11 protein-coding genes are annotated in these 12,167 nt (G+C 68.7%); 6 read left to right on the forward strand and 5 right to left on the reverse strand.

Features of this window, described 5'->3' with window-relative positions; genetic code table 11:
• Positions 1 to 65 precede the first annotated feature (65 nt).
• Positions 66 to 1,448, forward strand: a complete 1,383-nt coding sequence (locus MKK52_RS16735) for a class II 3-deoxy-7-phosphoheptulonate synthase (RefSeq protein ID WP_243955702.1) — start codon at positions 66 to 68, stop codon at positions 1,446 to 1,448.
• Positions 1,449 to 1,483: 35 nt separating this feature from the next.
• Here the strand turns inward: MKK52_RS16735 and MKK52_RS16740 are convergent, their stop codons facing one another.
• A complete protein-coding gene (locus MKK52_RS16740) occupies positions 1,484 to 4,246 on the reverse strand; it encodes an EAL domain-containing protein (RefSeq protein ID WP_243955704.1) in 2,763 nt (920 codons plus the stop codon).
• A gap of 231 nt (positions 4,247 to 4,477) precedes the next feature.
• Here MKK52_RS16740 and MKK52_RS16745 point away from each other — a divergent pair, with 231 nt between their 5' ends.
• Entirely contained in the window at positions 4,478 to 4,855 is a 378-nt protein-coding gene (locus tag MKK52_RS16745; protein ID WP_243955706.1) for a plastocyanin, read from the forward strand.
• A gap of 2 nt (positions 4,856 to 4,857) precedes the next feature.
• On the opposite strand, the gene MKK52_RS16750 is transcribed toward MKK52_RS16745, so the two are convergent.
• Positions 4,858 to 6,132, reverse strand: coding sequence for an efflux RND transporter periplasmic adaptor subunit (locus tag MKK52_RS16750; protein ID WP_243955707.1), 1,275 nt, complete (start codon positions 6,130 to 6,132; stop codon positions 4,858 to 4,860).
• 95 nt (positions 6,133 to 6,227) lie between these two features.
• On the reverse strand, positions 6,228 to 6,929 hold the full coding sequence (locus tag MKK52_RS16755; protein WP_243955708.1) for a sulfate transporter family protein: 702 nt from the start codon (positions 6,927 to 6,929) through the stop codon (positions 6,228 to 6,230).
• Positions 6,930 to 7,018: 89 nt separating this feature from the next.
• On the opposite strand from MKK52_RS16755, the gene MKK52_RS16760 reads away from it, so the two are divergent.
• Positions 7,019 to 8,326 carry a flavin monoamine oxidase family protein gene (locus MKK52_RS16760; RefSeq protein ID WP_243955709.1) on the forward strand — a complete coding sequence of 436 codons (1,308 nt, stop codon included), beginning with the start codon at positions 7,019 to 7,021 and terminating at the stop codon, positions 8,324 to 8,326.
• A 63-nt stretch (positions 8,327 to 8,389) separates the two neighbouring features.
• Entirely contained in the window at positions 8,390 to 9,055 is a 666-nt protein-coding gene (locus MKK52_RS16765) for a Crp/Fnr family transcriptional regulator (RefSeq protein ID WP_243955710.1), read from the forward strand.
• On the opposite strand, the gene MKK52_RS16770 is transcribed toward MKK52_RS16765, so the two are convergent.
• Complete coding sequence (locus MKK52_RS16770) at positions 9,006 to 10,004, reverse strand: 2-hydroxyacid dehydrogenase (protein ID WP_243955711.1); 999 nt, start codon at positions 10,002 to 10,004, stop codon at positions 9,006 to 9,008. The genes MKK52_RS16765 and MKK52_RS16770 overlap by 50 nt on opposite strands.
• A gap of 193 nt (positions 10,005 to 10,197) precedes the next feature.
• Here MKK52_RS16770 and MKK52_RS16775 point away from each other — a divergent pair, with 193 nt between their 5' ends.
• Complete coding sequence (locus MKK52_RS16775; RefSeq protein ID WP_243955712.1) at positions 10,198 to 10,749, forward strand: SH3 domain-containing protein; 552 nt, start codon at positions 10,198 to 10,200, stop codon at positions 10,747 to 10,749.
• 54 nt (positions 10,750 to 10,803) lie between these two features.
• On the opposite strand, the gene irr is transcribed toward MKK52_RS16775, so the two are convergent.
• A complete protein-coding gene (gene irr / locus MKK52_RS16780; protein ID WP_243955713.1) occupies positions 10,804 to 11,322 on the reverse strand; it encodes a Fur family transcriptional regulator Irr in 519 nt (172 codons plus the stop codon).
• A 191-nt stretch (positions 11,323 to 11,513) separates the two neighbouring features.
• Between irr and fabA the strand changes: the two genes are divergently transcribed.
• The gene (gene fabA, locus MKK52_RS16785; RefSeq protein ID WP_243955714.1) at positions 11,514 to 12,053 is read left to right on the forward strand and encodes a 3-hydroxyacyl-[acyl-carrier-protein] dehydratase FabA; all 540 of its coding nucleotides are present in this window, start codon (positions 11,514 to 11,516) and stop codon (positions 12,051 to 12,053) included.
• The last annotated feature ends 114 nt before the right edge of the window (positions 12,054 to 12,167 follow it).

Consider the following 12,167-nt stretch of genomic DNA (forward strand, 5'->3'; position numbering starts at 1 on the left):
GTCTCTATAAGCCCCCATCCGCGCGAAGGGCGCGGCCGCACGAGTGACGTGCGTGGAGAGGAATCATGGGCGAGCGCTGGACACCGACGACGTGGCGGAATCTGCCGATTCAGCAGGTGCCGGCCTATCCGGACGCCGCCGCCCTGGCTGCCGTCGAGACGCAGATCGCGAGCTTTCCGCCGTTGGTTTTTGCAGGCGAGGCCCGCAAGCTGAAGGCGGCGCTGGCCCGCGTCTCCACCGGTGAGGCCTTCCTCCTCCAGGGCGGCGATTGCGCCGAGAGCTTCGACGAGCATTCGGCCGACAACATCCGCGATTTCTTCCGCGTGTTCCTGCAGATGGCGATGGTGCTGACCTTCGCGGGCGGATCGCCCGTGGTTAAGGTTGGGCGCATCGCCGGGCAGTTCGCCAAGCCGCGCTCGTCCCCGAACGAGACGCAGGGCGACGTGTCCCTGCCAAGCTACCGGGGCGACATCGTCAACGGCATCGGCTTCACGGAAGAGGCGCGGATCCCCGATCCGCGGCGCCAGCTCGAAGCGTACCGGCAGTCGGCGGCGACGCTGAACCTGCTGCGCGCCTTCGCGACCGGCGGCTACGCGAACCTCGAGAACGCGCACCGCTGGATGCTGGGCTTCGTGAAGGATTCGCCGCAATCCTCGCGCTACCAGGACGTCGCCTCGCGCATGACCGACGCGCTCGGCTTCATGCGCGCCATCGGCATCAACCCGGAGACGCACCAGGAGGTGCGGACCACCGATTTCTACACGAGCCACGAGGCGCTGCTGCTCGGCTACGAGCAGGCCCTGACCCGCGTCGATTCCACGAGCGGCGATTGGTACGCGACCTCCGGGCACATGCTGTGGATTGGTGATCGCACCCGCCAGCCGGACCATGCCCACGTGGAATACGCGCGCGGCATCAAGAATCCGATCGGTCTCAAGTGCGGTCCGTCCATGACGGGAGAGGGGCTGATCAAGCTGATCGACCTCCTGAACCCGGAGAACGAGGCGGGGCGCCTGAGCCTCATCTGCCGCTTCGGCGCGGACAAGGTGGGCGAGCACCTGCCGGGTCTCGTGCGAGCGGTCGAGCGGGAGGGCCGGTCGGTCGTGTGGGTGTGCGATCCGATGCACGGCAACACGGTCTCGGCGGGCGGCTACAAGACCCGCCCGTTCGACCGGGTGATGCAGGAGATCGAGGGCTTCTTCGGCGTCCACCGCGCCGAGGGTACGATTGCCGGCGGCATCCATCTGGAGATGACGGGCAAGGACGTGACCGAGTGCACGGGCGGTGCCCGCGCCCTGACGGCCGACGACCTGAGCGACCGCTACCACACCTACTGCGACCCGCGCCTCAACGCGGAGCAGGCTCTTGAGGTGGCGTTCCGCACGGCCGAACTCGTGAAGCGCGAGCGGGCCGATCTCGAAACCCCGCGCCTCGACGCGGCGGAATAAGACGAAGGCCGGGCGATGAACCCGGCCTTCCCGTTTCAGGCGATGGCGCGCGTCGCGCCGTTCCAGCGGGCGATGACGTTCGGCACCTCGGTGATCGGCACCGGGCGGCTGAAGAGATAGCCCTGCACCTCGTCGCAACCCTCGGCACGCAGCCGCGCCAGCTGCGCTTCGGTCTCGACGCCCTCCGCCGTCGTCGTCATGCCGAGGCTCGCGCCGAGGCTGATGACCGCGCGGACGATGAAGTCTGTGCCGTCCTCCTCGCAGAGGTCGCGGACGAAGGACTGGTCGATCTTGATCTTGTCGAAGGGAAAGCTGCGCAGGTAGCTCAGCGACGAGTACCCGGTGCCAAAATCGTCCATCGACACCCGCACCCCGAGCCCCTTGAGGCTGTGCAGGATCGCGGTGGTCACTCCGGGATTGGCGACGAGCACCGATTCGGTGATCTCGAGTTCCAGTCGCCGGCCGGGAAGGCCGGTGGTGCGCAGGGCATCCCGCACGGCGGACACAAGGCTCGCCGAGGTGAACTGCACCGCCGAAACGTTGACGGCGATCTTCAGGCCATCCGGCCAGCGGGCGGCATCGGTGCAGGCCTGGACCAGCACCCATTCCCCGAGGGGAACGATCAGGCCCAACTCCTCCGCGAGGGGGATGAATTCGGCCGGCGAGATGAAGCCGCGCACCGGGTGCTTCCAGCGCAGCAGCGCCTCGAACCCGCAGATCCGCTCGGAGCCGAGGCTGTAGATCGGCTGGTAGTAGACCTCGAACGCCTTGGTCTCCAGCGCGTGGCGCAGGTCGCTCTCCAACGCTCGCCGCGCCTGCAACCGGGCATCCATATCCGGCTCGAAGTACCGGAACGCGCCCCGCGCCTCAGCCTTCGCCCTGGCCAGCGCCACGTCGGCGTTCTTCAGGAGCTTGCCGCAACTCGTGCCGTCACCGGGGGCGACGGTGACGCCGATGGTGACGCCGACGCTGACGGTCTGGTTCGACAGGACATAGGGCGCCTTCACCACGTCGATGAGCCGGCGGGCGAGGACGGCGGCATCCTCCGGCCGTTCGACGGCCCGCTGGACGACAACGAACTCGTCGGCGCCGATGCGGGCGACGCAGTCGATCTCGCGCACGCAGGCGCTCAACCGGTTGGCCACGGCCACCAGCAGTTCGTCGCCGACCGCGTGGCCGAACGTGTCGTTGATCGGCCGGAAATCGTCGAGGTCGAGGGCGAAGATCGCGAAGCCCTGGTCCCGCCCGGTCTGCGCGATGGAGGCGTTGATCTGCTGTTCCAGCGCGATGCGGTTCGGCAAGCCGGTGAGCACGTCGTGATGGGCGAGGAACGCGATGCGCGCCTCCGCATGGCGCCGCTCGGTGACATCCTCGAAGGTCGCCACGAAGCCGCCATCGGCGGTGTTCCGGCGCTCGATGGCGATGACCTTGCCATTCGGCAGCTCGTCGATCACCGGATAGACCGAGGGCACGGCCGAATTGCCGCCGTTGGAGCTGACGGCCAGCACCTCCATCGCCGTCATGCCCGGCGTCACCGCGTTCGCCGGCAGGCCGTAGATCTGGCCGTAGCGGCGGTTCACCACCATCAGCCGGTGGTCGGCATCGTACAGGCACAGGCCCTGGGACATGTTGTCGAGGGCCGCGTCGAGGCGCAGGTTCGTCTCGCGAAGCTTGGCCTCCTGCTCCTTCTCAACGCTGATGTCGCTGCACACGGCGACGAAGCCGCCGCCCTCGGTGGCGCTGCGGCTCACGCGCAGCCAGCGCCCGTTCGGCAACCGGAACTCGCCATCGCAGGACAGGGCCTCGCGGCAGTTGGTTTCACCGGAGGAGTTGCCGGCCGTCCCGAGCCCTTCGAAGAACTTCAGCGCCATCGGGTTGGCGAACGCGATGCACCCGAGAGCATCGACGACGACGACGCCCTCGCGCGAGCTTTGCAGCGCGTCGGTAAGCAGCCGTTCCGCCGATTGGCGCTGGCGGACCTCGCGTTCCATCATCGCGCGGATGTTGTCACGCATCGCCGCCATGGAGCGGAGCAGGCTGCCGAGTTCGTCGCGGCCGTCGGTGGGGATCGAATCGTCGAGGTGACCGCCCGCGATCCGCTGGGCCGCGAGCGACGCGGAGACGATCGGCCCCCGGATGCGGCGGTGCAGGAGCCACGCGATCACGCCCGAGCCGAAGATTGCGAGCAGCGCCGCTGCCATGTTGAGGCGCAACTCGCTGCCGACCGCCATCCGGGCGGCCTGCCGGAAAGTGAATCCATCGCCCGCCGTGTAGTTCACCAGCATGTCGATCTGGGCGTCGATGGCGTCGGCCTGATGGTCGAGGGCATCCCAGCGCTCGGGGCGGACGGCAGAGAGGTCGCCGAAGCTGCGCCGGATGTCGTCCCAGGCGGCGACGCCGGATTGCACGGCGAGGGCGGCGCGCACGGCCCGGTCGGATTGGGCGCGCTCGACGGCGATGGTCAGGTCTTCGGCGAGGGTGGTGTGGAGTTCGGTGATCTGCGCGTCGAGCTTGGCGATGGCGGCCTTGTCACGTGTGAGGCCCTGCCGCGCGAAGGTGGCGCGCATCTTGGCGAAGTCCGCCGCCGTGGCGCGCGCATAGTTGATGGACATCAACGACTGGTCGTAGGTCCGGCCGACGAGATCGCCGACATGGGCGATCGCCACGATGGCGTAGAAGCCGAGGCCGCCGGAGAGCAGGCTCATCACGAAGAAGGCGATGAAGATGCGCGCCTTGATCGTTGCGACGAAGGCGCCGACCGGCGAGCTCCGCCTGAGGGCTCGCGCCCTCGCTTTCATCGGGAATGCCGCCTCGAAATATTGCATCTCACCGGTTCACCACTCGGTCCGCGACGTCGATCCTATGGGCGACATCTTAAAGTGTGATTAGCTGAGCGTTTCGTTGAATTACGAAAGTGCCGTCCCGGCCCCACGCTTGCATTGCGAAGGCAAGCAGCGTGGTCAGGTGGATCAAGCAAAAGCTTTTCTCAACCTTGTATGGCTACGTGTTGTGAAGAAACGGGAGCCTGCATGTCGAGCCTCGCCACTCTCCCGCCGCGCAAGCCTGGCCTTGCAGTGATGTTCCCGACATTGCTGTCGCTGGGGCTCGGCATCGTCGCCGGCATTCCCGTCGTGGGGAAGCTGCAGGCCCTGGGCATCATCGTCTCGCAGAAGGGGCGGACCTTCCATCCCGAGACGATCGTGGTGTCGAAGGGGGAAACGATCGTCATCGTCAACGACGACAGTGACCTGCTCCACCACGCCTACGTCGACTCGCCGACCTTCAGCTTCGATTCGGGCGATCAGGAGCCGGGCAGCCGCACGCCGGTCACGTTCACGCAGACGGGCGTGTTCCAAGTGCTCTGCGGCATCCACCCGAAGATGAAGCTCGTCGTCCGGGTGAACTGATTCTAGCGGGCCGCCGAGCGCATCGGCTGGTGCCCGGCGGGGCCGTCGTCCCGCTCCACGGGCTGGTCCTCGCGTAGGTCGGGCGGCGGGCCGAGGATGATGCGGGTCTGCGCATCGATGCCGTCCTCGATTTCGAGCGCCCGGCCGAAATCCCTGCGAAGGCGGATGGTCCGCCAGGTGGCGCGCCCGTCATCCTTCACCACGGCGACGCGCAACTCCCCCTTGCTGAAGATCGCCGCTTCGGACGGGACGATCACGCCCGGTTTGTCGCGCGGCAGCTTGAGGGTGACGTCGGCATGGATGCCGGCGCGCAGGATGCCGTCCGGATTCGGCACATCGACTTCGGTCGTCAGAGTCCGCGAGGCCGCCTGCAATGCGACGGAACTGCGCTCCACCGAGCCGGTGAAGGTCCGTCCCGGCAGTTGCGGCACGCGGATCGTCGCCTCGACGCCGGGGGCCACGCCACGGGTGAGGTTCTGCGGCACGTTCACCGCGATGCGCAGGGTGGTGTCCTGATCCATGGTCAGGAGGGGCGTGCCGCCGTTGTCGGCCTTCACCAGATCGCCGACATCGATGTTCCGGGTGGTGACCACGCCGTCGAAGGGCGCCACGACCCTCTCGAACGCGGCGAGCGCCTTCAGGCGTTCGACCACCGCGCCCTGCGCCTTGATGTTGGCGGCGGCGACCTTCACGCCGGCCTCGGCGCCGGCCAGGGTCGCGGCCTGGGACAGGACACCCGCCTGCGAGGTGTCGGCGTTCTGGCGGGAGGCCCAGCCCTGGTCGGCGAGGGTCGTCGTCCGGTTGTTGGTCAGGTTGGCCAGCGTGACGTTGGCCTTGGCCTGCTCAACCTGCGCCTCGGCCTGAAGCTTCTGCGCCTTCAACTGGCCGAGTTGCGCCTCGGCCTGGGTCAGCTGCTGGTCGAGATCGGGCGCCGCGATCCGGAAGAGGAGGTCCCCGGCCTTCACGCGGGAGCCGATGTCGATCCGGCGCTCGGCGATGTAGCCCGTCGCCCGCGCGGCGATGGCGGCGGTGAGGAAGGGGCGCGTCTCGCCGGGCAACGTCAGGTCGAGGGGGCCGTCGGCCCGCTCGGCCAGGGCCGTGCGCACGCGGGGCACCAGTGTGCGGATCTTGTCGAGGGTGCGCGTCGCCTCGACGTCGCGCTGCCACTGCCCGTAGGCGCCCCAGCCGATCAGGCCCGCCGCGGCGAGGATCAGGAGCACGAAGGGGGCCATGCCCGGTGGGGGCGGCGGGTCCTGGCGTTCCTCACGCGATTCCATCACAGGCCCGCTCCGGCCCGGCGGCGACCGGGCATCGCGGCACGCTAGAGGGGCGCTTGCTGGAATACCAGGGCGCCCCTCGCCGCAGCGGGGGGTCAGCGCGGGTAGGTCAGGCGCGGCTGACGCGCCGAGATGCGCTTGTGCAGATGGACCATCAGGGCGATTCCGAAGAGAGGCGTCACGAGATTGACCACCGGCACGATCATCATTCCCGCCAGCAGGCACCCGGCGAGGAGCGTGCGCAGGGCATGGTCACGGCGCATCTGCGCAGCGCCGTCGATCCGGCGGAAACGCGCTGCCGCCATCTCGAAATATTCCCGCGAAAGCAGGTAGGCATTGGCGGCGAAGAACGCGGCCACGCCGATCACCGGAACGAAGAAGATCACCAGCGCGGCCATGTTCACGAGCAGCGTCAGGCCCGCGAAGCGTAGCGCATAGAGCATCGAGATGCCGAACGGCATGGCCTGCCCCGGCGGCTCGCCGGGGAAGTCTGTACGCTCCACGATCTCGGCGGCATCATCGAGGAAGAAGCCGGCGACGATGATCGAAACGGCCGGCATCAGGTAGGCGAGGGCGACGAAGAGGCCGAACCCCGCGAGGTAGTAGGCGAGGCTGTCTAGGATCGGGTACTGCGACGAGATGTGGTGGCTCGCCTGGAACGCCTGGATCAGCCGCGTCAGGCCGAGCCACAGCAATGCGAGGATCGCGAGGGTGAGGCCGAGCGATTTCCAGAGGATGCCGCGCAGGGCCGGCGACAGCGTCTGACGAAGGGCCGCGGAAGCGGAATCGAGAATCATCGGTTCTGGTCCGGAGCGGATCGAGACGGCTGGGTTGTGGGATCGCGCCCGCTGCGGTGCAAGGGCGGGGGAGAAGCGAGACGGTGACGATGACGACGCAACCGGCCCTGACCCCCGATTTTCGTCCGGCCCTGGCGCCGCTGCCGGCCTCCCCGGATGTGGTGATCGTCGGCGCCGGGGCGGCGGGAATCGCGGCGGCCCGGAGCCTTATTGAGGCCGGGCGGTCGGTGGCGGTGCTGGAGGCGCGGGATCGTGTTGGCGGCCGGGCCGTGACGGTGCCGCTGCGCGGACACCCAGTCGATCTCGGGGCGCACTGGCTCCATGCCGGGCCGATCAATCCCCTCGTGGCCCTCGGGCGGGAGCGCGGCGAGCGCCTGCACCGGGCGCCGCAGAACGGCCACACCTGGGTCTCCGGCAGGCCCGCCCGCCCCTCGGAAGCCCGCGCGGGCGCCCGCGCCTTCGAGCGCGCCGACCAGGCCATGACCGGCGGCGCCGGCAAGGACGGCGAGGATCGCCCCGCCGCCAGCGCGCTGCCGGCCGGGCTCGGGCCCTGGGCCGCGCGCGTCGCGCAGGTCCACGGCCTCGTCTCGGGTCGACCCCTCGGAGAGGTCTCCCTGCATGATTTCCCGAGCATGGAATACGGCGATAACTTCTTCATCGCCGGGGGCTACGGCAACTACCTCGCGCGGCTCGCCGCCGGCCTGCCGATCCGCCTCTCGGCCCCCGTCCGCCGCATCGACTGGGCGGGGGAGGGGGTGCGGATTTCGTTGGAAGACGGCACGAGCCTGTCGGCGAAAGCCGCCATCGTCACCGTGCCGGTCATGGTCCTGCGCGACGGACCCGCCTTCTCGCCGCCCCTTCCCAATACGGTGCGGGCGGCCATCGACGGGTTCACCACCGGCATCTACGAGCATGCGGTGCTGCACTGGCCGTCGAGCCCGTTCGGCGGTCGCGACCGGCTCGCGGGCTTCCACGGCCGCCGCCGCTCACCCTCCGGGTTGCTTACCCGCATCGACGGCACGCCGTTCCATTTCTACGAACTGGACATCCACGAGGCCGCCGCCATCGACGCCACGGGCGGGGGTCCCGATGCGGTACGCCGGCATGTCCGCGCCGTGCTGGCCGAGCAGGTCGGGCGGGCGCGGCTGCGCGATCTCACGATCCCGGCTATCAGCGCGTGGCGGCATGATCCGTTCGCGCGTGGCTCCTGGGCCGTCGTCCCACCGGGCCATGCCCAGGCGCGGCTCACCCTGCGCGACGGCATCGGCGGCAAGCTGTTCTTCGCGGGCGAAGCGCTGTCGCGGGAGCAATGGGGCACGGTCGGCGGCGCCTACGAGCAGGGGATACGCGCCGCCGAGGCCGTTCGCACAACGCTGGAAGCCGCAACTTCCGCCTGAGATCGGCTTGCCGGAACGGACGCGGACGGGCATTCCCCGCCGCAACCGCTGCCGGGGAAGGCGATGAACTGGATCGAGGCCATCGGCTATCTCGGGACCGCGCTGACGATCGCGTCCTCCGCGATGAGCACGATGATCCCGCTGCGGATCATCTCCCTTTGCGCGAGCTGTGCCGTCGTCACCTACGGCGTCCTGATCGGCAGCATGCCCGTGGTGCTGACCGAGTGCATCCAGATCCCGTTCAACGCCTACAGGCTGTGGGAGATGGTGCGGCTCGTGCGGCAGGCGGAGGCGGCGGCCTCCGGCAGCCTGACCCTGGAATGGCTGGCGCCGTTCGGCAGCAGGCGCCGCTTCGGCACCGGGGAGACGGTGTTCCGAAAGGGCGACCCGGCCGACGAGCTCTACTATATCGAGAGCGGCGTCTTCCTCGTGCCCGAAGTCGGGTACGAGGTGCGGACAGGCGGGATCGTGGGAGAACTCGGCCTGCTCTCGCCGGGCAACACGCGCACGGCGTCACTGGTCTGCATGCAGGCGGGGAGGGCGCTGCGAGTCTCCTATTCGGAGGTCAAGCAGCTTTATTACCAGAACCCGGAATTCGGATTCTACTTCCTGAAGCTGACCAGCGAGCGCCTGTTCCACACGGCCGGCGGCAGCGAACGCATCGCCGCCGGGGAATGCTTTAGAGCATGCTCGGCAGGATGCGGTCCGGCGGGCGGTGCCCGTCCATGAAGGTCCGGATGTTAATGATGACCTTCTCGCCCATGTCGATGCGGCTCTCATGGGTCGCCGAGCCCATATGCGGCAGCAGCACAACCTTGCCCTGACGGGCGAGCTTCACGAGGCGCGGGCTCACCGCCGGCTCCTGCTCGAACACGTCGAGGCCCGCCGCCGAGATGTCACCGGCTTCGATTAGCCGGGCGAGGGCGTTCTCGTCGATCACCTCGCCACGGGCGGTGTTCACGACGATGGCCTCGGGCTTCAGAAGCTTGAGGCGACGCGCCGAGAGCAGGTGGTAGGTCGCCGGAGTGTGCGGGCAGTTCACCGACACGATGTCGACGCGGGCCAGCATCTGGTCCAGCGATTCCCAGTAGGTCGCGTCCAGTGCGCTCTCGGTGGCCGCCGGGACGCGGCGGCGGTTGTGATAATGCACCTGCAGGCCGAAGGCGCGGGCGCGCTTGGCCAGCGCCTGACCGATCCGGCCCATGCCGACGATGCCAAGGCGCTTGCCGGTGATCCGGCGGCCGAGCATCCAGGTGGGCGACCAGCCGGTCGTCCAATCGTCCTCGGGGATGATCCGCGCGCCCTCGGGCACCCGGCGGGCGACCGCGAGGATCAGCGCCATCGTCATGTCCGCCGTGTCCTCGGTGAGGACGCCCGGCGTGTTCGTGACGGTGATGCCCCGCTCGAGCGCGACGCCGACATCGATGTGATCGACGCCGTTGCCGAAATTGGCGATGAGCCGCAGGTTCGGCCCGGCCTGGGCGAGAAGACCGGAATCGATCTCATCCGTCACCGTCGGCACGAGCACGTCGGCCTCGCGCAGGGCGGAGGCCAGGGCCTCGCCCGTGAGCGGCGAGTCACTCTCGTTCAAGCGGACGTCGAACAACTCGCGCATCCGCGTCTCGACGGCGTCCGGCAGACGGCGCGTCACCACCACGAGCGGCTTACGCTTCGACACGGTCTCACTCCCCCCGGCGCATGGGCCGCAAGCATCCGTTAACCGAGTTCGGCCACACAGGACCGGCTTCCGCACCCCGGTTGCCGGCTGGCGCCGGCCGTGATGGCCTGTCTAGCAGAGGCCGGGCGGAACACAATCGGAGCGCGGATCGACCATTGGGGGATCCGCCCCGGACGTCATTCCCGGAGGGACGATGCGCGCGCTACGCCCGACTCTCATCGCCGTCCTGTTCGCCGGCACCATGGGCCTCGCCGGCCCCGCCCTGGCGCAGGAGAACGGCGTCGGCCCGGTTACGAAGTTGCCGTTGCCGCGCTATGCCAGCCTCAAGACCGACCGCGTGAACCTGCGCGAGGGTCCTTCCAAGGACCACCGCACCCTGTGGGTGTTCCAGCGCGCCGGCTTGCCCGTCGAGATCATCGGCGAGTTCGAGACGTGGCGGCGGATCCGCGATTCCGAGGGCACCGAAGGCTGGGTGCTGCACTCGCTGCTGTCCGGACGGCGCACGGCCATCGTGAATGCCGGGCCGGACAAGGACGGCGCCAAGGCGGCGGTGCCTCTCCGGTCGAGCCCCGACGACACGTCGAGCGATCAGGCGCGGCTGCAATCCGGGGTGATCGGCAACGTCAAGACCTGTGGCGGGACGTGGTGCCGCTTGGTCGTGACGCTCCCGTCGAAGCGCGATGTCGACGGGTATATCCGTCAGAATCGACTCTGGGGCGTCTATCCGAACGAGAAGGTGGAATGAAAAAGGCCCGGCGCGAGCCGGGCCTTTTTCGTTGATAATTCGATGGTCGGCCGCTCAGCCCTGCTGGCGACGGCCGGCGGGGCGGCTGCGGCGTAGGCGGACGATCACTTCGACGCCCGCGATCTCCATGCCCTCGGGAGCCTCGGGCAGCGAATCGACCGTGATGCCGCAATCCGGCATGTCGATCACCGCGCCCTCTTCCTCCAGGTAGAAGTGGTGGTGCTCGCTCGGGTTCGTATCGAAATAGGCTTTCGACCCGTCGAGGGCGAGCTGGCGCAGCAGCCCGGCCTCGGTGAACTGGTGCAGGGTGTTGTACACGGTCGCCAGCGAGACCGGCACCTTGGCGCGCATCGCCTCGTCGTAGAGCATTTCCGCCGTCAGGTGACGGTCGCCCCGGCCGAACAGAAGCCATCCCAGCGACAGGCGCTGACGGGTCGGGCGCAGGCCGGCGCGGCGAAGCCGCTCCCGCAGGTCCGAGAGCGGGCAACCGCGACGGCCGGCCCCGTTCGCCTCCGTTTGGAAGGCGGGGATACGACCGCTGAGGACAGCCTGCAGGGGCACCATCTCTGACATTGGGGACTGAACGCTCTAAGAGAGGGCAAACAATTGTTACGAGTATACGGAAGGCGACCCCGCGTCGCAACCCGGCGCAGCTTGACGGGGCGAGACGCTTTGAACGCGCCCCCGCCCGTGCTAACCCGCCTGCGGATGGGCCGGCGATGGGCGCCGGAACGTCGCTACTGAACGGGAATTGCTGCGCTTTCATGCCGCCTGACGCCGACACCGCGCAATCGCCGGCCCCGAGCCGCCGCTCGAGCTACTCCTACGAGGACCTGTTGGCCTGCGGGCGCGGCGAGCTATTCGGACCGGGCAACGCGCAATTGCCGCTGCCGCCGATGCTGATGTTCGATCGCATCACCTCCATCGGCGAGGAGGGCGGCGCCCACGGCAAGGGCCATGTCCTGGCCGAGTTCGACATCCGCCCCGACCTCTGGTTCTTCCCCTGCCATTTCCAAGGCGACCCCGTCATGCCGGGGTGCCTCGGCCTCGACGCCCTGTGGCAGCTCGTGGGCTTCCACCTGGGCTGGCTGGGTGCCTCCGGTCGTGGCCGCGCCCTCGGCGTCGGCGAGGTGAAGTTCGCCGATCAGGTGCTGCCGACCGTCAAGAAGGTCGTCTACGGTGTCGATCTCAAGCGCGTCCGCCAGGGCCGGCTGGTCCTCGGCATCGCCGATGGGTGGCTGGAAGCCGACGGAAACCGGATCTATGAGGCGACCGATCTGCGCGTCGCGCTTTTCCGGGCCTAGAACGCCTGATATCCGCTCCCATCTAGGAGGCCGGATCGGGTCGATATCGGCCCGGCCGGTCGAAGTTGAGGGTGGCGCGGGCAACGCCTGACGTTCCGGGCTGTTGAGATTGCA

It is taken from the genome of Methylobacterium sp. J-067 (genome assembly GCF_022829465.1).
GTDB lineage: Bacteria > Pseudomonadota > Alphaproteobacteria > Rhizobiales > Beijerinckiaceae > Methylobacterium > Methylobacterium litchii.